This is a genomic window from Flavivirga jejuensis (assembly GCF_030540765.1).
Lineage (GTDB): Bacteria > Bacteroidota > Bacteroidia > Flavobacteriales > Flavobacteriaceae > Flavivirga > Flavivirga jejuensis.
On sequence record NZ_JAUOEL010000001.1, the window covers coordinates 1,163,199 to 1,185,404 of the forward strand.

Sequence of the window (22,206 nt, forward strand, 5' to 3'; positions counted from 1 at the left end):
TCAATTGAAGGAGCGAAGTTTACGACACCGCTAAATGTTTGACTTCGCTCTATTTTTTATTTTAAAATTATTATCCTGTCTTTTATTTCATAGCTTTTAATGATTTTGAATTTTTTAATTGTTTCCAGTATGTCGTCCATTTTTTGTGTTTTATCAAGAACACCAAAGAACTTAACATCTTCTAACGATTTGTCATTAAAGATAACTTCCACATCATACCATTTACATAGTATAGCCATTATCTCTTTTAATGATTTTCTTTCAAAGCTAAAAAAACCATCTTTCCATGATACTTCATTGTAAACATCTACTTCTTTTATCTGAAAATCTATAGTCTTAAGATTAAAACTTGATTGCTGATTGGGCTTTAAATTTTGTTTTTTGTTTTTGTAGTTCACTGCTACTTTTCCTTCTACTAATGTTGTATAAACACTAGTATCGTCTTTATAAGCTTTAATATTAAATTCGGTACCAATAACGTCAACTTCATGAGCGTTATGCAATACTTTAAATCTTGAACCTCCGTTGTCTGAACTTGGAGATACATCAAAATAAGCTTCGCCATAAACTAGATCTACCTGCCTGCCTTGTCCTCCTGTAAATGCTACCGGGTATTTTAACTGTGATTCTGAATTTAACCAAACCTGAGTACCATCAGACAATTTTATATTGAATTGACCACCTCTAGGTACTGTTAAATAATGGTATGCTCGTTTTTTTGGTGTTTTTTCTTCTGTATTATATATCAATTTCTCTCCATTACTACTGGCATTTGGTATTTGAAATGATTCTCCTTTATTTAAAGTCACCTGAATGCCATCTTCTAAAGTCAGTATTGCTTTATATGTTCCGGGTTCAATACTGCTGGTCTTTGTTATTACTGGAGTGCCACTTACATCACTATTAAAGAGGCTATCTCTAAAAAAATAAGTTGTTGTTATAATCCCAATAAGAACGGCTGCAACTGCATAACTTATCTTTTTACGTATGCTTTTAAGCTTAATCACTTGCTTTTCCTTAGCCATTTCTTTATTTAGCATGGCCTGGGTTTTACCTGTATTAAATTTTCTCATCCTATAATCCATGGCATAATTTAGCCTAAGGTAATCATGGAATAACACTTTGTTATTGTCATCCTCAATCCATTTTGTTAATTCTTCTACCTCTAAAGTAGTTGCTTGGTTTGTAAGGTATTTCGTGATAATATGTTCTATTTTTTTCGTCGCCATTCGCTTCATTATATTTATATATTACCATAACGTTATAATTTTATACAACCCTAATATAGAGGTGCTTTTTTTTATATTTTAGCACCAAGCCATACATAATACTATTCATGCTAACCCCATCTCTTAATAAAGTGCTCCATAAATTTGCTAACGATATCGTTTTAATACAGGCCTTGAAAAAAGGAGATTCTGACGCTTATACCTTTTTGGTGAACAGTTTCCACCAAAAACTTTGTATTTATGCTTATAACCTGACTAATAATTATGACTTAACCGAAGATATAGTTCAAAATGTTTTTATAAGCTTTTGGAAGAATAAACATAGATTAAAAGATGATTTTGTTATTAAAAGCTATTTATACAGATCTGTTTATAACGAATTTATAAACCAGTACCGAAAACAAAAACCAATATCCCCACTTGAACAGGAACATATTGAAGGTTTAAACGCCATCGTTGAAAATGAAGATGGGGAATCTTTAGAAATACTTATTAAGCTGGTTAAACAAGAAATTGAAAACCTGCCACCTAAATGCAAACAAACATTTATTTTAAGCAAGCAGGAAGGGCTTAGCAATATTGAAATTGCGGAGTACATGAACATTTCATTAAAATCTGTCGAGGCACATATAACGCAGGCTTTTAAATTAATACGAAAAAAAGTCGGGGAGAAAGCCCATTGTATTTTGTTTTTGTTGTTTGGTACTCCTAAAAACGTTTTAACGTTTTAACTAAAATTCGATTCTCGGTACAAATTTTACTCATTTCAGTCGTGAAATCCACTCGAATGGACAAATTCTTTTCATAATATGCTTAAATCAAAATAAAATATCATAATACAATTAGACCCGACAGGTTTTTTAAACCTGTCGGGTCTCTCAAAATACAAACATATTTTATGCCAAATAGTTTTGATTCAGCTATATCTAATAGGTTACATTTAGCCAAAAAGTTGTTTCGTCATTCTGAGGAGTCTCGCCCGGGGGCGGAACGACGTGAGAATCTGTTTATTCTTAACTTCGGTTCATACTTTGAACTCAAATTAAACAGATTGCCACAGTCTTAACCCGATCTCGATCCGATAGCTTATCGGGATCGGGACTCCTTCGCAATGACAAAACAACTTTTTAGACCTTCATTTTTAGCTTTAAAATAAGAAATAACAGTTTTCGATACGTCTCCTAAAGTCGACACTCGAACTAAAAATACTACTTAACAACCAGTTTTAAAGACTCTGTAAACTCCTGAGATTTTACTTGAAGCATATAAATACCTGCTGGCAATTTACCTAGGCTGTTGATAGTATGCTTATGATGTCCTTTATTAAATAATTGTTCTTTTTCTTCGTAAACCAATTGCCCTTTTAAATTAAATAATCTAAAACTGACAGCACTGTTTGCTTCCAGTCCAAAATCCAGATAAAGGGTTTCTTCCAATGGATTAGGGTATAGCTTTAAATCTTTAAAAATAGTATCATCTGTTAAGCCTTCTTCTATTGCTTCAGGCTGCACAGCAACTTTCGTACCTGCACTTTTATTTTGAATATTACTAAGGTGATGTCTTAATGCCGAACGAAGTGTCGTAAATTGAGCATCACCATGCATTTTCCATACTTTAGAAGTATTTCGTATAAAAATAGCAAGGTCGTAATCCAGACTTGTTTCACCGGTAAGCTCACCTATGTGGCTACTCAATGTGCCTAAATTAGAGTCCATACCAAAGAAAACCGGGGCGAACTTATAATTGCTGGTTCCTTCATCTACGCCTATACCTGTAAAATGATGTCCTAAAATAAAAGTAAATGTACCGTCTACACCCAAATCGTCGTATATTATGTAATCTAAATTGACACTTTTTCCAATTCCGGATATACTGGTAGGGCGCCGAACATACCATCTTAAATTCCCTTCATCATTTATAACTCCAATTTCATAAACCAAATAACCACTCAATGTAAATGAGTAAACAATAGCTGTATTTCCACTTGGCACTGGTGGAAAATCCTCTGGTGAAAAGTCTGCTGTTATTAAAAAACAATCTGCACCTGCTGTTTGTAGTTTTCCTCTGGCTGTTGTAAAAGGTACTGTTCGTCCTCCATCAACACTTATAATCCAGTCATTGGGATCGGTAATCCCTAATGCATTGGTTAAGTTGCTCTGGGCACAAACTGTAGCTAAAAAAGCTGTAAATACAAATGCTGTTAGCGTCAGGTTTCTTTTTATGTTTTGTTGTATCTTTTTCATGTTCTAATCGTTTAATTGGTTCCATATATCCGGACGGTCGGTTGTAATTACGGCATGTTTAAAAAATGGCTGTTGTAGTAACCATAAATGATCTCCCCTCCTGTCAGTTCCTGGGTCTTTAATATTCCAGCTGCTCCACCTGTTTACGGTTCCTTTACCACCTACAGGCTCTTCTGAGAAAATACCTGCTCTACGACCCGTCATGTCATAAATATATTCCATTACGTTACCGCTTGTTACAGTAGAACCATTAGAATCGGTAAAACTAAATTCTCCGGTTAGCATCACTGAGGTTTGGTTATCATAATCGTTAAAGAAATTGGTTTCATAGTACAGTACCGATTCGTTATGAGCAAACCAGTCGTCTAAAAACTTTTGGATTTTTTTGGGATCATACGCTTCACTACCCGCTACTTTCCATTGGTCATTCTTTGCTATTAAAGGTGCCCAAAGGACTTTATTAAACTTATCTTCACTAACAGGATTTGTACCAGTTGTTAAAGCTGCTTTTATATCTTCATAATTTGCATAGGTTTTTATGGCCAAATGCTTAAGATCGTCCGAATCTGTATTATTAATTGCAAACTTAAGGTTGTTATACAAGGACATATTTTTGCGTTCCTGAGTTTGCCAGTCGCAGAGCTGTGTACAGGAAGTGTCTTGCCCATGCGATTCTAAATTTTTCATATCGACACAAACAATTAAATTATTGGCTACAGCATAATCGACCAACTCATCAAAAAACATAATTTTTTCATTGCCAACCTCTTCACTCCTAGGCTTTTTAAGAGATAGTGTTTTTAAATGTGCTCGGGTACTATTAAAAATATAACCTGAAGAAGCATTTGTGTACCTAGTAAGTACAAAATCATGAAAACATGCTAAATCGGCTGGTACTCCAAAGGTACTTGCATTAGTTGGATCTGTATAGTTTGTTACCCCTATTGGCATAATATCGCTTTCTACCATTAGATACTTAGTCCCGGCTGCTGTTATGGCCCCAATTGTATTCTCCTGATTTGTATCCGGTTTTCCCCAAACACCCCGATGTGCCTGAACCTTAACGTCGATTGCACTTAAACTAGGGATAGATCTTACCGCATCAAGCTTAGCACAAACACCTGTCCTAGTTATATGACAACCATGATCAATTCTATACTCTTGTTGCTTGATAAAATCTTTTGGATACAACGTTCCTACTCCTGGAACAACCACTTTTTTAATATCAGAAAGTTTTACCTCACTTGGTAGCTTTAATTCAATTCTTACTTGAAAATGTCTATTCACAAAAAAACCAGTGCCATTAACATGATCATTAGCAAACTTGCTCATTTTTGAAAAATAGGTATAACCGGAAGTGCTTCTTTTGTCTCTTTTACAATAATAATCATACCATCCCTTATAAATGTATTCCTTCTCTTCTCCCACTGACTGTAATTCAGTTTCGGAACTCCCCTCGGCAGTGGCTCTATATAACAACAAGTCATTAAATGGCGTATTGCTACCAGTACATGGGTTGTCAATATATCCTCGTGAGGCAACAGCAAAAATTACTTCAGGATACATACTTAATTCGACCTTACCATTCCAGGACGCATTGGAACTCACAACCAGAATACCATGATTCCTGTTAGTAAGCGGTTCATAAGGACTTTCATAAAAGGCGCCATCTATATTTCTGGTATTAAGGCTTTTAAGTACTGTGTATGTAGGAGAGCTTTGTGCTAAACTGGCATTAAAGCATAGAACCCCAAGAAACAGGGTTAGTACATGTTTAATTATATAATTTTTCATAATATTTTTATTTTAGTTTTGCTTCTAATGCCGCTAAACGAGCCATAAGCATATCAATTTGCTTTTTCTGGTTAATGGTATGAAGGGTTAATTCTTCGATCGTTTTTACCATACGCTTAGTCATGTCTGAAACTTCAAAACCACTTTTTTCTACTACTTCTGCCGATGGCATAGTGTGTAAATGCCCCGTTTTTTTAATGTTATTTTCAACCTCTTCCAGACTGGGTAAGTTATAATCCTTATCAAAAACATAATCTGGCCAGTCTTCTAAATCTGCCAAGGCCAAGTCGCTGGTTACAATACCTTCTTCTACCCATAATAAAAAGTCTTTGTATTTATCATCGGTATGGTCATCAAAACCTTCATGTACCCCGTCATTTTCAGAGATGTAAACACGACCGTCAAAGTGCGCTATGGTACCGGGTATTGCTTCATCTGTACCTACTGTAAGAGCTTTGGGTATTTTTACGACCCCACCATTTTCAAGTATAAGATGTGATACAAATGCCGCATTTTGTGTACCTGGCGGATCTATTATTCTTCCTATACCTAGTCCATCAAGAATATCGGTATTATAAATTGACCATACTTCATCGCCATTTAATCTCAAAGAAGAAACTCCAATTGAAGTATTGGCATTAACAGTAAAAGATGAATATGTAGTCCCCTCTTCATCAATAAATTGAGCTTTTGCAGATAATGTGAAGCCTATTAACAATAAAACTAAAACGTAATGTGTTGTTTTTGTAATGTTTTGTTTTGTTTTCATGATTTTTAATATTTATTCGGGTTATTATTCTATTTAGTTATTTAAATATGTACATATACCCATAAAACGTTATGGCTTTTTTAAACCCTAACCTTTTTAATTTAACAAGTGTTTACTTAAGCTTTATTTCTAATGCCTCTAAGCGAGCCATAAGCATCTCAATTTGTTTCTCCTGATTGATTATTTGCTTCTCCTGATTAATGGTATAAAGGGTTAATTCTTCAATGGTTTTTACCATACGCTTGGTCATGTCTGATACTTCAAAACCATTTTTTTCCACAACTTCTGCCGATGGCATAGTGTGTAAATGGCCTGTTTTTTTTATGTTATTTTCTACTTCTTCCAGACTGGGTAAGTTGTAACCTTCTCCAAAAACATAATCTGGCCAGTCTTCTAAATCAGCAATAGCAAAATCGTTGCTTACTATACCTTCTTCTACCCAAAGTAGGTAATCTAGGTATCTATTATCGGTATGGTCATCAAAACCTTCATGGGTCCCGTCATTTTCAGAGATGTATACACGGCCGTCAAAGTGTGCTATGGTACCGGGTATTGCTTCATTTGTACCTACCGTAAGGCCTTCGGATATTTGTACGATCCCGTCATTGTCAATGAGTAATCTAACTTCACTCGCACCACGAACGTTAGTACCATAGTCTCCAATAAAAAATTCTCCGGAATTTTCGTCAGAGCCGTTTACTCCAATAAAGTAATTTTTTAATACCTGGCTATAATCAGTATTCATGCGTGTTAGCATTAATCCTGCTGAGCCATTATTGCGGTCTACTCGAATCACTCCATCCGAGCCACGAATATGTAATCCTCTTTCTGGGTGTAAATCGGTAAGGCCGATGCCAACTCTGCCACCATAAGATTTATGCATTCTAACAACATCCTGAAAACCAATATCAGTCTGGAGTCTAAAAACGAATGAAGAAGGGTCTCCTATTAGCTCCCAATATCCATGACCAGAAGCGGTATTATTATTTTGCATCCGTAACAAAGAATAATCATTGTCTCTATCATTGTCAATAGTAAAAATTTCTGAATTAGTAGCATTGGCATCAATAACCTGTGCTTTTACTGTTAATGTAAAACCTATTAGTAATAAAATTAGGGCGTAATTTTTTGACCTTGTTATTTTTTGTTTTGTTTCCATAATTTTTTAATGTTTATTCGGGTTAAACTTTACTTAATTGTTTAAATATGTACATATACCCGTAAAACGTTCTGTTTTTTTTAAACCCTAACCTTTTTAATGTTACCAAAATGCTAACATTTTTTATAGCTTAATATAAACCTGAAAACTAAAACGATATAACGTTTTAGTTTTCAGGTTTTCACACAAAATGAGTTTGTAATACTTTTTATGATATGAAGTGAATGACTTTGTAGATCTACTTTAAGCCTATGCTTCTGATTTTTCTTTAGGAAAACCCTAGCTCTTTTGCTATCTTCATTTACTTAGAAAAAGGGTTCAACTCTTACAAATTCAAGCCAGCTTGATTTGACGTGCAGGTTTTTTCTTTTATTCGTGAACCGTATAGATTCGGTGTGCACTAATTATATGTGTTTTGTACATACCGAATTGCACCCGATTTAGATGATATTATATGCTATTATCTGATGTGGTATAAAATTCAAAACCCTGTAAATCATAAATTTACAAGGTTTTTAATGAGTTTTGATACCCAATAAGTGGAGTCGGAGAGTATTGCACCTTCTGTATTTTAATAACTATTTTTATAATTCAATTCAAGTTTAATCCCTTTATTTATGGGCTTTTTTTATATTTGTTATGTTATTGAGATATATTAAACTATAATAAAATTATCCACGATATTATCCACTAAACTATCAACTGGTTATTATGGAGCATACTTTCTTTTTAAAAGAACCTAAGAGTGATAAAGATACATTGATTATGTTTTCATGTTATTTTAAACATGAGAGTAAACAATTTAAATATTCAACTGGAGAGAAAATAAAACCTTTACATTGGAATTTTGAAGAAAACAGACCTAAGCTAAAAGGTGCCATGAAAGATAAAAATTCCATGACTATCAAAAACCAATTGGGTAGGTATTCAGATGCATTTGAAAATATCGAAGCTGAATGTAAAAAAATGAATGAAGAGTTTACTTCATCAATTTTAAAAGATTCATTTAATAAGGTATTTAAAAAAAGTGCTGCAGGAAAAAATTTATTCTTTGATGCTTATAAAGAATTTATGACTGAAAAGCAAAAACGAAAAGAATGGAAGTCAGCAACGGTTAAAAGATATACTAATATAGAAAATCATTTAAAGGAGTTTGAGGTAAATAAAAAATATAAGTTGACTTTTAGTAAGATTAACGACAAGTTCTTAACTGAATTCACGGATTATTGCTATACAACATTAGACCATAATACAAATACGTATGCTAGAAACTTGGGGCTTTTTAAAACTTTCATGTATTGGACATTAAAAAAACGCTATACTTACAATGAATCTTTTAAGGACTTTGAGAAACCTGAAAGGGTGGTTACAGAAGAAATTGCTTTAACCTTGAACCAGGTTCAAACTATCTTTGAACATAAGACAAAAAGTAAAAGTTTGGAACGAATTAAAGACGTGTTTGTTTTTCAATGTTTAACGGGGTTGCGCTATGGTGAGCTTGCATTAATCAATGAACACAACGTTAAAAATAATGTTCTTTTCTTGAAAGAGGATAAGGATGTTACTAAAGATATTAGAGAGATTCCGCTTTTTGAAATTTCTAATTACATTCTAAAAAAATATGATTATAAACTTCCGTTAATCACTAATCAAAAGCAAAATGAGTTTATAAAAGACATATTTGAAGACGCTGGATTTAACGAGATCGTGGAATATACAAGGACTCAGAATAAAGAGAAAACCACGAAAGAAAAAGCATTTAAAGACCGTGTTTCAACTCATACAGCGCGTAGAACATTCATAACCATAATGAAGAAAAAAGGCATTGCAGATAAAACCATTATGAGCATGACAGGCCATAAGGACCTAAAAACATTCAACACTTATTATAAGGTTGATAATATTGCACGTAAAGATGCCATATCAGAAGCATTTGGTTCAATGGAATTACCAAAACTTAAAAAAGCTTGAAATAAATTATAAACTATGAACCATATTAATGTTAGTCATTTTATTTTCCCCTTAGCAATTGTGAATTTTGATTCTAAAAAAGGTGAGGGAAGTTATAAACGTTTTTTGGGAACAGGATTTTTAATAGGTAACGAGGGCTTTTTTTTAAGCGCAAAACATGTATTAAATGAAAATATTTTCAACGAATTAAATGAAAATGAATATGTCGTAGGGCTTTTTCATTCTCATAATCCAAATGCTTTTAAAGTATTAGAAGTTGAAGATTATTCTAACTCAAAAACAGATTTGATGATTGGGAAAATGCCTGATATTCCTCAAATTGAAGATAATATATTTAAAATTAATAAATATAGTAAAGCACATGGATGGGTTGATGTTCATTCTTATGGATTTCCTAATTCATTGGTTGATGTTATTCCAGAAAAGGGGCAATTCCTAAAAGGTTATATTTCAAGAATTACTGATGAAAATGAAAATATTGGCACTTTTGAAGAAGCTCCATCATCATATTTGTTAAGTTCTCCAATTCCAAGTGGAATGAGTGGAAGTCCACTTTTTGTTAGGAATAATGGTTTTGTTTTAGCGGGTATTTGCTTAGGTACAGTAGAAAGCACTACAACTTTATGGGAAAATAATTTTATCGAAGATGATGGAACTAAGATAAAAGAACAAAAAGATAGGGTTTTAGAAAATGGGATTGCTCTAATAATTGCTAATTATCTAGAATGGGAAATTAGTATTGCAAATGATAGATTGCTTAAAGATTTATTTTAGTTTATAAACTTAATGATTGCAGAAACAATGCAGCCCTATAAAAGAGTTGTCTATTAAGGAAAAAAAGGAATCAAAAAAAAAGCTTAGAGATCGGTTAATTAAACTCATTGATAAAGATGAATCAAAAAGATCTTATTGGTAAATTAAATAGACTTGAAGATGAAGCACGCCGTATGTTAGATACTATTGTTGTGCTGAAAGAAGAGCTATCTGGTGGTTCGGATAGCTCTAATTTAAAATCGCCTGTGTTCTTACAAAAACATAAAGAAGAACTTATTAAATCAAGTAAGAATAGAAGAGGTATTCCAGATAAATAATGAGGATAATTTATCAACTCATAATTTAATATTGGAATATTTATCCAATTGTTTACCTCCAGCAAAGCTTCTAAAAGCCTGAATCCCTGTAAATGATTCGTTAAATAGCACCTCAACAAAGAATGTATCTACCGAATAACACGCTAAATATTCGTCTTCTGTTATAAGCTTATCTATAAAAACACCTATTTTTCTGAGAGTATGAAGAGGGCCTCGCCAAAATCTAGTTTATTGAATTCATATACTGTCAGGTTGAATTATTTACTGTTTTTGTTCATTTTTAACAAAATTTCATTTCTTATTTGCCGAATTATTATTGAAAACTCTTCTTTAGAATACGAATATTTAAATTCTATGAGAGTTTCAAGTTGATTATCTAAATGCTGTAGTTCTGGATTCATAAACTATAAATTTATAACGTTAAAATATTTTATTTTTTCAACCAAGGGCTTAAAACTTCCTTTTCTAATTCATTAAGTATTATTAATTTTTCTTCATCAGTATAACTGTCCCTGTTTTCCATGTATGTTTTGATTTTATCTATGTAATTTTGGTTCTTAATACCCATTATTTAAAAATTTTATTATTGTTTATATTTCTATTGAAGTAAACCCTCTAAATGTATCGTCTATATCTTTCCTTAGGGATGCTTTTATTATTTGCTTTTCTTCATGAGTATAAAAGACTTTGTATTCTTTGTAAATTAATGTCTGTTTTAATAAGTGAGGTTTTGTCTTCATGATTATTTGATTTAGTAAATCTATAATTTTTTTACAGTAAATGTAATCATTACTATAATACAATACAAATTAAACTGTAATTATTTTTAATATTATTTAGTGTTACTATAATTTCACTATATTTGTGATAGTGTAAATAAAAGAATTATGAGTATTTTAAAATTAAAAGAGTTATTAAAGGAAAAAGGCATATCTGGTAAAGATTTATCTGAAAAAGTTGGTGTTACTCCAGCAAGTATCTCAAATATTGTTCAAGGAAATAGTTTTCCTAAACCTGAATTATTAAAACAAATAGCTAAAGCTTTAGAGGTTGATATCAGAGAACTGTTTATTCCGACTATACCAACGAATACTGAAACAATCTATGTAAATCGAAACGGTAGTTTTGTGCCAATTGGAGAAATAAAAAAGTGATATGAGTGTTTTTAAAAAAGATGATAAGCTCACTATAGATCTATTACAAGCAGAATTACTATCTACGATATTTAACCTTAAAACAGGAGATATATCATTTGAAAAAGCAGAATCAATTGCAAAACTTGCTGACGATCTAAATGCGAGTAACATAGAATTTATTGATAAAATTTCAACTCTAGACCCTAAATATCAATACCCAAACATCAATTATTTTCTAACGGATAATATAGATACTATTAAAGTTAAAATTAATCAGAATATAGAACACGTTAAAAAAATACGTGAGCTTATAAAAAAATGAGGTAGCAGAACGCATCGAACTACCTCAGGTATATGACATAATGTATTTAAATGGCTGCTGATGCAAATATAGCAATCATTTGTTCTTTGGATATTTTTTAGTAATGTTACCTTTTTTAACATAGAAATATTCAGGAGTCTCCCAAGTTTTAGGCTCATTTTCCCTTTCATTTTTATAACCTTCAAACTCCTTATCAAACTTTTCATTAAGCTTTCTTAATTCATTAACAGTTTCATTACTTTTTTTAGAAGCTTCTTCTTTAGCCTGTTCTGATTTTATAGTAACATGATTTACACGTCTTATCACTTGCATAGTTTGCTCTCCTACATTTGGATGTCCATATTTTTGAGATAGATAATGCTCCAAACTCATACCTCCCTGAGTATCGTTAATCATGGCATCTAAAATATGACTGTATTTTCGTTGTTGTTGTTTGTTGACAACATAGACCTTCTCACTATCTTCAAACTCTGCAACACGCTCTCCTGTTTTTGAGTTGTACAACCCAAATCCGCTCTCCTCATGTCGTGGACCATGTAAATCTAATGCCCCTTCTTTTAGTCCACGTCTGAAATTCTGACCACTTCCAATCGCTTGAAAAGCTTTGGTTTTAGCAATAGCAAATGCTCCAAACATAGTGGCAATGGCCGCCACTGCAATAGGTATTGCAAATGGCCCACCTATCTTTGTTGCAACTCTGAATATATTGGTTGCAGACGTAACTAAATTCCCTAACTGTATACCAGTTTGAATTAGAAACTCAGTCTTAGCAAATGCTGCTCTTTTCTTTTGAGCCTTTTTAAGTTCTTCCTCTTCTTTTGCTTTTTGGGCTTTGAGTGATTCTAAATCTTTTTGTCTATTATCGTAGTTATTGGCATAACCATCTTCGTAAAGTTGCTTTTCTCGCTCTACTTCTTCTTCGATTTTGTCAATGCTCTCTTGTGTGGCTTCAACTTTTTTCTTTCTCTCTTCAACTTCTAATGTTGCAATTTCCTTAAGAGAACTATAAACCGAATCAATAGCACCACCTAAAGCTTCTGCAAACTCATTCAATAATGCTCCACTTAAACCAAATAATTTACCAATACCTTTAGCAAAACCTTCTGTAGATGAAAACAGACCGCTTATTTTTGAGCCAAGATCACTATCCTCGGTTTTATTACTTACTCCTTCAATTTCGGTTTGCACTTCTTTTAAAGCTTCAACCGTTTTCAAAATCTCCTTCGCTGTCTTATCTCCTAATCCTTCTCGTAATTTTTCACCCAAGACTATTGCTTCTTCTTTCGATTTAGCGTTTTTAATAGCTTCTAAAGTGTTTTTTACTAATAATTGTTGCTCAGCATCAAGATCTTTCTCAAGACGCTGTAGTTTAGCTTCTAATCCCGCTTCTTGGATTTTTAACAACTGCAACTGTTTAAGCTTTTCGTTATCGATTAAATCTTTGGCATTGGCTTGATATATTTTTAAAATGGATTCTGCTATTTCTTGATCTTTATCAATTTTTTCTAAGTCAGTATCCTTATCAAATTCCTTTAATTCGTCTTTTTCAGCTCCAACTGTTGTGTTGATACTAATTTGTAAGTCGTATTTTTCAAATTCATCGTCAGTTTGTGCAATCTGTTTTTGAAGTTCTTCACGGATATTTTTCCATTTCTCCTGAATATTTTGACGTTCTATGACAGCGGATGCATCATACACACTTGCAACTGCGCCTAGCGCTTTGAATTTTACTTTTTCACGTTCAGCATCATATTTCGCATCAATTTCGTTGAGTTGCTTTCTTAATTCCTCGTAAGCTATCCCGTTTTCTTTATTGTAAAGCTTGTTAAACTCAGCTTGAATTTTGATTTTTTCAGATTCACTAGCTTTCAATGCAGTAATACGCTCTTCAAAAGCCTTTTTTTCTTCCTCAAGTCTTTGAGTTACTAAAGTTTTATCTTTTTCCCTGTCATTGTCGATGAGGTTAGTCTGTATCTGCTCTTGCATTTTAACTAATTCCCGCAGCAATGAGGAAACTTTCTTTGAAGTTTTATCTGAAGAATCTCCCAGGATATTATATTGTTTACCTAAATCTGCAAATTTTGATTCTAGATCACTTGCAGAACCCAACGTGGTATTAATTACACCGTTTTGTTCTCTAAGGTTTGATAGACCACTTTGAATGAATTGCGAATATTTCGAAATAGCATTTTTGAATTCCCTTTCATCTGGCAAACCAATAATTGATAATATTTCTTCCTGAGATATTTCATTTTGATTGATCGTTTCAATACCGAATAATTCCCAGAATGAATTTGAAGCATTGTCAGAGTATTTCGTAACCTCATCGAAAAACCCTAAACCCTCTCCCTGCTCAAGTCTCAAAATATCCTGTCTTAAACTTTTAGTTTTCTCCAGAGCAATTTGATAAGTAGCTTCAGCTTGTGCTTTTAAGCTTAAATATTGAATGTACTTATCTCCGTTATTTATTAGCCTATTTTCTAATTCTTCATAACTTTTAGCAGATCCTAAAGTATCTCCAAAGGCGTCATTAAAATCTTTGACAGCCTTTTCTTTTTGATTGAAAGACAAACCTCCATCTTTAACTTTTTTATTTAATAGAGTTAATTGAGCGATTTGGTCACCATAAATTTCATTAGCTTTTTCATTAACCTCCTTCATGCGTTCACTCTCATCGCTAGTAATACCAATGAATTTTGCAACATCTTTCCAATACACCACTAGAGCAGCTACAAGTCCAACAATAAGACCAATGCCTAATAATTTAAGCGCAGCACCTAAGCGTAAAGTTGATTTTGCACTTGCATCTGTGGCTTTAGCATATAGACCCTGCACAACAGCTAATGCTTTATTAGAGGCAGTTCCTTTTTTAGCGACTTCAGCTTGTATTGCCTGTAAACCGTTTAATAATGCCAATGCACCGTTAAGCTTCACTAATGTTTTTTGTAAATCTTCGCTTCCAGCACCAAATAAAGCCTGCGCCCCCTCTGCTACAGCAAACACCCCTATAACACCGTTAACTGCACTAATTAGATTATCTAAACCTTGAGTAGATGAAGATGCCTTTTTTAGCTGAGCATTTGTATCTTCTAAGGCAGTAGTGTATTCGATAGCTTTTTCTTTTAATTCATTCCATCTAGCACTTCCTCGCTCTCCTTCTAATTCTAATTTTACAAGCTCGTCTTTTACTTTTCTCAAATCAGTAGCTAAAGACACGTTTTCTGTACGCACTTCTTTTAATTGGAGTTTGTAATCTTCAAGAGCTACTTTCTCTTCATTTAAAGCTTTCTTTGCCGCTTCGCGTTCACTTATTAAATTAGCTTGATCTTGCCCTGGAGCTGTTGATTTTATCCTCTTGTCGGAATCTTTAATAAAATCCTCGGTACTTTTTATATTCAGCTGCGTTTCTTTTATCTTTTCCTTAATGTCATCTAAGGATCCTACAACTCCAATCGAAGCCTGCTTCATTTTATCTTCAAAGAAATCAACCAGTACGTTAAGTGTGCCAAAATCGTCCTCTACGTTGGTTAATTTTGATATAAGACTGTCTATATCATCAACAGATAAATTTAAGCTCTCTATAGATCCCATGTCTTTTGAAAGCGATTTAATAAGGCTGTCAAAGTCTTTCAACTCCTTACTATCAAAAGCATCTTTATTATTCTTGGAAAGATTCTGAAATTTTTTATCTAATTCGACTATAACTTTACCCTCTGCAGCTACTTGGCTAATTTGAGTTTTAACCGCTTTATTGATTTTATCGTAATCTTTTACGGTGTTGTTGGCATAGTCTTGCATAGCCTTTTCCCCTTTGGCTATATCTTGGGTATGTTTTTCCCAAAGTATAGAATGGTCTTTAAACTGACTATCGACTTTACTTAAATCTAAGGCTACTTTAAAAAGGACTTCATCACTGGCCATGGCATAATGGTTTTAAATTAATAAAATATTTGCCATGTTGTTGAGCCTGACTGAAGCTCCTGTAGTATGTTAATTTAATGAATGATTTTACCAATCATCATCATTAGAACCTTTGAGCATATCGCTCAGAGTTTTATTGATTGATTTTTCAATAGCTTCTTTATAGGGTTGAGCAGATAACCATTTTCTAGGTTTTCCATTCTTTTTAAAAAAGTGTGCTGGTGTTATATTAAAACCTTTATTACTAATCACTTCGTTTTTTGTAAGACCTAGTAACCCAAACTCATAATTAACTCCAAATTCTGATATAAATAGAGTTTTTACTCTAGCTCTATTGTCTTTAAAATCAATTTCTATCTCAGGTACTATTATCATTTCTTCTGACCAGGTACCCATATTTTTCCAGCTATACTTTATTCTATCTCGGTATTGAAACTTAAGATATTTGTTTTCGATTTCTGATATGATGCAATTTCCAATATCAGCACAATTCTTAATTATGTATTCTTTGGCAATAGTAAAAGTTAAATCTGCTTTCTTATTGGTTACAATGAAAGCTGAGGTAAATCCGTCTTTGGTAATCTCAAATTTATCTTGAGTATAAGCCAGTATAGGGAAAAGTATAATTATTAAGTATTTCATATTTTAAATTTAACTATTTAGATTTGAATCTATTCCTCTAATTTTCTTTCCTTGATAATCAGTGTAACCTTTTGCATTTTTGACTGTGTTGGAGGCGTTGTAACATGCATATTCTGATTCGCTTTTCCATCAATTTGTTCGAGAATAATTTGCAAAGCCTTTATGCTATCGGTGCCACGCTTTGACATAGCCCATTGCTTTAATTTAATGGCCAGTTGCATTTCTGTTGGCAGTTTAAGTTTCACATTACCATTCTTGTAAACCCTAATCACATCCTTTTTTTCTATCAAAATTTCCCCATCTGCTTCTAAAAGCTCAATTAACTGTCTTTTTATAGATGGTTTTCTACCTCCTTTAATTGTGTCTTCTGGTCTTTTGTCGAAGCCGTTCGTGTTTTTCTTATCTCCAAAATTCTCTATCATTCCGAGTGTTTTTTGAGTGGTTTAGTAAATTTATTTAAAATCATCTAGTTATTTTATATTTTGATTAATCATTTGCTTTTTACTAGTGAAAAAATCTTTAATTTCCCAAAAAAGAAAACTATGTATTCTTTTAATTAAAATCCTTCATCATCATGGTTAAATTCGTTGGAGATGCTCTTTTCCTGCAGCTGATTTGTTATTTTTTTGTAATGTCCTTTTTTTATTCTCTCGATACTTCCTATTAATAAGCCGTATTCAATTATTCTATCTCCAGTTTGAATGCTATAGCCATTTTTAACTACTACTGCTAATAAGTCTTTCCGAGTAAACTCTTTCTGTATTTTTTTAATAAATAAATCGTGTGAAAACATATTTTTAAATTTTATTGGGTTAAATATTGTTATAGTCTTTTAACAACTATAATTAGTTTCTTCTTGGTAATTTTCCTGATTCCCACGAATCTGGTTCTGGTGTTTTATCAAATCTAGCTTTTGATTCTTTTGTATTTGCTCCCCATTGAATTACATAACCTTTAAATCGTGGCATGAGTTCATTAGCATCAAAAGTCATCTTTCCTTGAGCAACTTCAAGTTCCATTTTTGCGTTAAAAGATTCAATCAGTTTTTTGCTATCTGGAATTTGGTTTTTGTTTTGCATCCAAAGCACATTTAGTTCAGATTGTTTTTCTTTTTTTAAAATATCAATAGCGCGCGGGCTTTTATCACTATCTTTTTTATTGTCATCTTCTTTTTTACTATCACTATCATTTTCATTATCGGCTTTTTTGGGTAAGTCTTGGTTCGCAATTAACCCATTGGGTTCTTTGGGTTTTTTAGGTCTGCCACCTTTACTTCCATTTATGCGATTTCTTTCGCATATTATGCCATATTTTGAGTCATCCCTAACAAACTGATTTTTAAAAGGTATGAATATGGCTTTCATAAGGCCGCTTAACTTTAGATCCCTACCTTTGTGGTAATCTCTCATTGCGTCAATCAATTCTCCTTTTTGTTCTAGTGATAGTTCGTCTAATACATCGAGACTATCTAAATGGATTATAAATGATTTTTTATCCTGTGTCATTAAAATTTATTGTTAAATTCATTAAACCAATTATAGAAATCCTGAAACGTTCTAACAATGATATAAACACCTCCAGCTCGCTCAATTTTCTTCTGATAGTCCTTTTGTGCTTTGCTTTGGCGATTGTCATTTGTAGACTTACACTTGATCTCTATCTTAATGGACCTCCCCATTATTGTAGAAGAGATATCTGCCGTTCCAACCTGACCGCTCCCTTTTATCCAGGTTACACTTCCTACAGTTCGTTGACGTCCAATAACATCTGTAACCGTTTTACGGTTATCTAATTGCTTGCCCATAGAGTTGATTCTTTCAGCTTGAAAACCGTTTAGTTCTATCAAATCTATTATACATTTTGTTAATCCGTTAGAAGTTCTATCTGAATACTTTGGTTTTGGAATTGCGTATTCTGGTACCGTTGGATGATCGGCTTTGAGTTTCTCAAGTCTTAACTCAATTAATTTCTTTATGGCCATGTTACTCACTGTCAAAAAGATTTAATTGGTTATTGCTAGGAAGTAAATTCGAATTATTCCAGTTCTTGGGATTAGAGAATAGATATTGTAAGTTGAAACTAGCACATATAATTGGCTGTTCAAGCACATCTACATAAGGACTATCTGAGATATGATTCCTTAACTGATTGACTTTTTCTGTATATTTGCTCTGTTCTTCTCCAAAAGAATTAAAGCTATTATTTGAATTTTTCATTTAGTAGCTTTTTATCTTTTATACTTGAGTGATTTTACTTCTTTTAAAGAATTATCTAGATCAGTTCTCTTAATAAAAACTCTACGACCAATTTTAAAAGCTTTGATATAACCTTTCTTAATATAATTGTGAACTGAAAGCTCAGAAACATCTAATTCTTCAGCTACTTCTTTTATAGATAATTTTAAGTTTTGGCTATTTGAAAAGCCTTCTTTGATAATAGCTTTCATCTCACTTATGTCATTAGTGAGCTTTTGATATTCTTCTACAGAAACATAATGAAGTACAACACTTTCTATTTTTACTTGATTACCCATTGTTCGCCTCCTTTCTTTGGTTAGCGATTTTATTAACGTAATCTTCCGCGAATAAATATCCTTTTGTATGTTTCGGATTTATTGGTAATAATTTGTTTTCCTTTACAAGTCTTTGAATTGTTCTTTGTGAGTAATTTAAGAGGTCAGCAACCTCTTTTGTATTTAAATAGCTCATGATTTTCTAGGCATAAAGCCATGATTTATATTATAGAAAAGATGAAATGCTATTGTTGAACCGCAAATGGCTCCAGTAAAACTGATTTTTTGAGTTTCAGTATACTCCTGTGTAGAATGTCGTTTAATTTGAACTTCGACAGAGTTCCTATTTCGCTATTATTGAGACGCGATATCTCCTCTTAAGTTTTTACAAAGTTAAAAAAATAATTCATTTATCGTTTATGTGATAGCATTTAAAGGACATAATTATTAACTCCTTTTTTTTAGTTCAATTAACAAACAGAAATAAAGGCCTAAATGCTATTGAAAAAGTAGATATGACTTATACTGTAAATGAAAAGCAAAACGAAGTTTATGAGCTTGCATTAAAGATTACAGAAAATCTGAACACAGCTTTTGATAATGGGTACCTGGATAAATCAGATTTTTACTCTATGCAAAATGGATTAAAGTTAGCTAAATTACCGCGATCAGATGGTAATAAATCAATGCCTAATATCAGCCTTATTTCAAGAATTCGAAAAGACGGAGGAGTGTCCTCAATGTATTAATTTTTTTCTTTTTTTATGTGGTTTGAGAGCCGTTGAAATTGACATGTCAACGGCTCTCTTTTTTAATTCAAAATTATTTTAATCATATAAATAGTTGTTGGAAACCTAAAGATATTTATTTTTATGATATGTAATCAATTTTATACAATACTTGTATGAAACTATTTAATGAAAAAGATAAACGTTATAATAACCATATAGATAACTATCATGAGTAAACATGAAAAGTAACAGAGAGTTGCTAGGAGTGAAGGTGTCTTTTAGATAATTACTGAAGTTAGAAGTTTTAAAACAGGTGTAAGTTTAGATAAGTATTCAATAATAAATTGTAAAAATGAATTCAGGAGAACTTGAACTATATTTCAAAAGTGATAAATCGACTTGGTTTACAATTGATGAAAATGGTAATAAAAGATGGGATAATGATAAAGTTGAAGAATTTTGGCAAAGAATAAGGGAACATAAGTCTAGCGATAAAAATTTATATTTTACTGAATTTGTATTCCCTGAGTTTGAACATGAAGCTCGTTTAAATAATGGTGCGTTTCATTATGGTAATTTTTGGAGTGGAAAAAAATCTTTTAATACTTATGTGTCGTTTAGCAAGGCTAAATTTTTAGGGAAAGCAAACTTTCATAATGTAGAATTTTCTGAAGATGTCTTTTTTGGTGATGCGGAATTTTATGAAGAAGCACGTTTTGAGAAGTCGATATTTCTTAATTCATTATCCTTTGGAGACTCTGTTTTTCATAAACAAGTTAAATTTAACTTAGCTCAATTTCACAAACAAACTCTTTTTGGTAATTGTGATTTTTTATCAAAAACCTTTTTTATAAAAGCTAATTTCAAATCAAGCGTAACATTTGTAGACACTAAATTTATTGCTTTTGTAGATTTTGTTCAATCTACTTTTTCAGGAGACGTTTTTTTCTATAGGACACTTTTTTCTCACTTATCGAATTTTTCAATGGTTAAATTTGATAGAGAAACAACTTTTCGTGAAGTTGAATTTAGATCTAAAGTGTTTTTGTCAAAAGTGATTTTCAATTCAGACACTTTGTTTTCAGACATCAAGATTAATAAAGATTCTACATTAGTTATTCGAGAATGCATCTTAAACAACAATGTTGTATTTAGAAGATGTAACATGAAGAATTTTGTTTTTCATTTGAGTGATATTAGCAATACTTCTTTTTTGAGTTGTAATTGGAATGTGGACGTAAGAATTACATTAAAGGATGAGGAATATTTGTTAAATAAAGAGATTTTTGAATTTCCAAGCCAAGAAAGGTTTAAGGCACTGGAGAATACTTATAGACTTCTTAAAAGGAACTTTGATTCTAATAAAAATTGGGAGCTTTCTGGGTATGCGTATGTAAGCGAAATGGAAATGAGAAAGAAAAGACTTTTAGTAGAAAAAAAATACTATCAATGGTTTGTTTATTGTTTTTATGATTTTTTTGGTGGTTACACTCAGGATTTTAAACGCCCTATTGTTAGTTTAATTGGGCTTATTGGTTTGTTCTCGGTAGTTTATTATTTTATCGATTATAATGTCTTAAAAGCTATTCAAAGAGGGATCAAAGGTGCATTGCCTTATATTTATATAGATACCGAAAATCCATTTACTGGATACTGGCTTATAGCCAGAAATATTGAGTTTTTATTAGGTGGTATATTTTTAACATTCTTTATTCTAGCATTACGAAAACGTTTCAAACAATAATATAAGTTTATAAATAAAAATATGAATAGAATAATATTAATTGGAAATGGTTTTGACTTAGCCCATGGTATGTCCACTCGTTATAATGATTTTATAAAAGATTATTGGAAAAAACATGCGAAAACATCAAAAACACAAATCCAAGTGTGCGATTTGAAAATGAAGAAATCGCAATTGATAGATCTCCAGGGAGCTTCTTATTAAAAGGAGAATCCTTTGGTGACTTAAAAAATAGTCTTATAGGTTCTACTAGTGAAGGAATTAAAATATTGGTTTTATTATTTATAAATAGTGATATAATATCCTTTGTTTGACTTAATTTGTATTTTTTCTTTTCTTAAAAGATCGCTTACCATCTCTGCGTCTTCACTAGCATACATGTACTTAGTTCCTATTTTAAAAAAGGCCACTAGATCAGCTCTCTTAAACTCTTCAGGGTTGTAGAATGATATGCTAAACCTATCCTCTTGCAGAAATCTTCTCCTTTTAAGTTTAATGGGATAACTTGTTTTTCCATAAGCTCTATATTTCAATTTGTTTTAGAGAGATTATATAATATATTTTATTATAGTCATAATTTAATTAATGATAAAAAAACTGTACTAAAAATGAGTTACGAATTATTAAACTTCGTTGTTTTATATGGAGCTGCACCCATAGCTACCATTAATATTATGATAGGCATAATGTCTTTCCAGTCGAAGTATAAACAAAATGATATGATTATTAGATTAATCACAGGTAAAATCACTTGTCTTTTAAATATAACCTTAAAAAAAGGAAAACTAGGAAGGCCTGGAGGATTGTCATGTGTCATATAGCTAATTAATACATAACCAACAGCAAATAAAATAATAGTAAAATTCATATGAAAAATTTTAATAAAAATATCAAAAATAATATTAACACCAATAACTGTAGTTACGGTATAACAAGACAAAA

At 32.0% G+C, this 22,206-nt stretch carries 25 protein-coding genes; 9 read left to right on the forward strand and 16 right to left on the reverse strand.

What is annotated here, in order from left to right; translation table 11 throughout:
* Positions 1–56: 56 nt before the first annotated feature.
* A complete protein-coding gene (locus tag Q4Q40_RS04875) occupies positions 57–1,229 on the reverse strand; it encodes a FecR family protein (RefSeq protein ID WP_303300606.1) in 1,173 nt (390 codons plus the stop codon).
* 107 nt (positions 1,230–1,336) lie between these two features.
* Between Q4Q40_RS04875 and Q4Q40_RS04880 the strand changes: the two genes are divergently transcribed.
* The gene (locus tag Q4Q40_RS04880; RefSeq protein ID WP_303300607.1) at positions 1,337–1,960 is read left to right on the forward strand and encodes an RNA polymerase sigma factor; all 624 of its coding nucleotides are present in this window, start codon (positions 1,337–1,339) and stop codon (positions 1,958–1,960) included.
* Between the two features lie 477 nt (positions 1,961–2,437).
* On the opposite strand, the gene Q4Q40_RS04885 is transcribed toward Q4Q40_RS04880, so the two are convergent.
* The 4 genes from Q4Q40_RS04885 to Q4Q40_RS04900 form a co-directional block, all read right to left on the reverse strand.
* Complete coding sequence (locus tag Q4Q40_RS04885) at positions 2,438–3,472, reverse strand: T9SS type A sorting domain-containing protein (protein WP_303300608.1); 1,035 nt, start codon at positions 3,470–3,472, stop codon at positions 2,438–2,440.
* A gap of 3 nt (positions 3,473–3,475) precedes the next feature.
* Complete coding sequence (locus Q4Q40_RS04890) at positions 3,476–5,266, reverse strand: PI-PLC domain-containing protein (protein ID WP_303300609.1); 1,791 nt, start codon at positions 5,264–5,266, stop codon at positions 3,476–3,478.
* 7 nt (positions 5,267–5,273) lie between these two features.
* Positions 5,274–6,035, reverse strand: coding sequence for a hypothetical protein (locus tag Q4Q40_RS04895; protein ID WP_303300610.1), 762 nt, complete (start codon positions 6,033–6,035; stop codon positions 5,274–5,276).
* A gap of 112 nt (positions 6,036–6,147) precedes the next feature.
* Entirely contained in the window at positions 6,148–7,194 is a 1,047-nt protein-coding gene (locus Q4Q40_RS04900) for a hypothetical protein (RefSeq protein ID WP_303300611.1), read from the reverse strand.
* A gap of 879 nt (positions 7,195–8,073) precedes the next feature.
* Between Q4Q40_RS04900 and Q4Q40_RS04905 the strand changes: the two genes are divergently transcribed.
* From Q4Q40_RS04905 to Q4Q40_RS04915, 3 genes are all read left to right on the forward strand, one after another.
* Entirely contained in the window at positions 8,074–9,165 is a 1,092-nt protein-coding gene (locus Q4Q40_RS04905; RefSeq protein WP_303300612.1) for a tyrosine-type recombinase/integrase, read from the forward strand.
* Positions 9,166–9,180: 15 nt separating this feature from the next.
* Positions 9,181–9,939, forward strand: coding sequence for a S1 family peptidase (locus Q4Q40_RS04910; protein ID WP_303300613.1), 759 nt, complete (start codon positions 9,181–9,183; stop codon positions 9,937–9,939).
* A 116-nt stretch (positions 9,940–10,055) separates the two neighbouring features.
* Positions 10,056–10,256, forward strand: coding sequence for a hypothetical protein (locus tag Q4Q40_RS04915; RefSeq protein ID WP_303300614.1), 201 nt, complete (start codon positions 10,056–10,058; stop codon positions 10,254–10,256).
* Between the two features lie 590 nt (positions 10,257–10,846).
* On the opposite strand, the gene Q4Q40_RS04920 is transcribed toward Q4Q40_RS04915, so the two are convergent.
* Complete coding sequence (locus tag Q4Q40_RS04920; RefSeq protein WP_303300615.1) at positions 10,847–10,996, reverse strand: hypothetical protein; 150 nt, start codon at positions 10,994–10,996, stop codon at positions 10,847–10,849.
* A gap of 147 nt (positions 10,997–11,143) precedes the next feature.
* Between Q4Q40_RS04920 and Q4Q40_RS04925 the strand changes: the two genes are divergently transcribed.
* Both Q4Q40_RS04925 and Q4Q40_RS04930 read left to right on the forward strand, forming a co-directional pair.
* Positions 11,144–11,410, forward strand: a complete 267-nt coding sequence (locus tag Q4Q40_RS04925; protein ID WP_303300616.1) for a helix-turn-helix domain-containing protein — start codon at positions 11,144–11,146, stop codon at positions 11,408–11,410.
* A gap of 1 nt (position 11,411) precedes the next feature.
* Positions 11,412–11,714, forward strand: a complete 303-nt coding sequence (locus Q4Q40_RS04930; RefSeq protein ID WP_303300617.1) for a hypothetical protein — start codon at positions 11,412–11,414, stop codon at positions 11,712–11,714.
* A 75-nt stretch (positions 11,715–11,789) separates the two neighbouring features.
* Here the strand turns inward: Q4Q40_RS04930 and Q4Q40_RS04935 are convergent, their stop codons facing one another.
* The 9 genes from Q4Q40_RS04935 to Q4Q40_RS24040 form a co-directional block, all read right to left on the reverse strand.
* The gene (locus tag Q4Q40_RS04935) at positions 11,790–15,635 is read right to left on the reverse strand and encodes a coiled-coil domain-containing protein (RefSeq protein WP_303300618.1); all 3,846 of its coding nucleotides are present in this window, start codon (positions 15,633–15,635) and stop codon (positions 11,790–11,792) included.
* Positions 15,636–15,722: 87 nt separating this feature from the next.
* Positions 15,723–16,277 (reverse strand): hypothetical protein, encoded by a 555-nt coding sequence (locus Q4Q40_RS04940; protein WP_303300619.1) that lies wholly within the window; start codon positions 16,275–16,277, stop codon positions 15,723–15,725.
* Positions 16,278–16,306: 29 nt separating this feature from the next.
* Positions 16,307–16,699 (reverse strand): hypothetical protein, encoded by a 393-nt coding sequence (locus Q4Q40_RS04945; protein WP_303300620.1) that lies wholly within the window; start codon positions 16,697–16,699, stop codon positions 16,307–16,309.
* 134 nt (positions 16,700–16,833) lie between these two features.
* Complete coding sequence (locus Q4Q40_RS04950) at positions 16,834–17,070, reverse strand: hypothetical protein (RefSeq protein WP_303300621.1); 237 nt, start codon at positions 17,068–17,070, stop codon at positions 16,834–16,836.
* A 52-nt stretch (positions 17,071–17,122) separates the two neighbouring features.
* Positions 17,123–17,782, reverse strand: a complete 660-nt coding sequence (locus Q4Q40_RS04955) for a DUF6291 domain-containing protein (protein ID WP_303300622.1) — start codon at positions 17,780–17,782, stop codon at positions 17,123–17,125.
* A complete protein-coding gene (locus Q4Q40_RS04960; RefSeq protein WP_303300623.1) occupies positions 17,782–18,258 on the reverse strand; it encodes a hypothetical protein in 477 nt (158 codons plus the stop codon). The genes Q4Q40_RS04955 and Q4Q40_RS04960 overlap by 1 nt, the downstream gene beginning before the upstream one ends.
* Before the next feature lies 1 nt (position 18,259).
* Entirely contained in the window at positions 18,260–18,493 is a 234-nt protein-coding gene (locus Q4Q40_RS04965) for a hypothetical protein (RefSeq protein ID WP_303300624.1), read from the reverse strand.
* Between the two features lie 11 nt (positions 18,494–18,504).
* The gene (locus Q4Q40_RS04970) at positions 18,505–18,810 is read right to left on the reverse strand and encodes a helix-turn-helix domain-containing protein (protein WP_303300626.1); all 306 of its coding nucleotides are present in this window, start codon (positions 18,808–18,810) and stop codon (positions 18,505–18,507) included.
* Entirely contained in the window at positions 18,803–18,985 is a 183-nt protein-coding gene (locus Q4Q40_RS24040) for a helix-turn-helix domain-containing protein (protein WP_367892777.1), read from the reverse strand. Before Q4Q40_RS24040 ends, Q4Q40_RS04970 begins: the two co-directional genes overlap by 8 nt.
* Before the next feature lie 319 nt (positions 18,986–19,304).
* Here Q4Q40_RS24040 and Q4Q40_RS04975 point away from each other — a divergent pair, with 319 nt between their 5' ends.
* The 3 genes from Q4Q40_RS04975 to Q4Q40_RS04985 all read left to right on the forward strand — a co-directional run bounded on the left by Q4Q40_RS04975 (position 19,305) and on the right by Q4Q40_RS04985 (position 21,578).
* Positions 19,305–19,538 carry a hypothetical protein gene (locus Q4Q40_RS04975; RefSeq protein WP_303300627.1) on the forward strand — a complete coding sequence of 78 codons (234 nt, stop codon included), beginning with the start codon at positions 19,305–19,307 and terminating at the stop codon, positions 19,536–19,538.
* Positions 19,539–19,872: 334 nt separating this feature from the next.
* On the forward strand, positions 19,873–21,264 hold the full coding sequence (locus Q4Q40_RS04980) for a pentapeptide repeat-containing protein (protein WP_303300628.1): 1,392 nt from the start codon (positions 19,873–19,875) through the stop codon (positions 21,262–21,264).
* Between the two features lie 104 nt (positions 21,265–21,368).
* Positions 21,369–21,578 carry a hypothetical protein gene (locus tag Q4Q40_RS04985; protein ID WP_303300715.1) on the forward strand — a complete coding sequence of 70 codons (210 nt, stop codon included), beginning with the start codon at positions 21,369–21,371 and terminating at the stop codon, positions 21,576–21,578.
* Between the two features lie 299 nt (positions 21,579–21,877).
* Here Q4Q40_RS04985 and Q4Q40_RS04990 read toward each other — a convergent pair whose 3' ends face one another.
* Positions 21,878–22,132: a hypothetical protein gene (locus tag Q4Q40_RS04990; protein WP_303300629.1), complete on the reverse strand. Its 255-nt coding sequence runs from the start codon at positions 22,130–22,132 to the stop codon at positions 21,878–21,880.
* Positions 22,133–22,206: the final 74 nt, after the last annotated feature.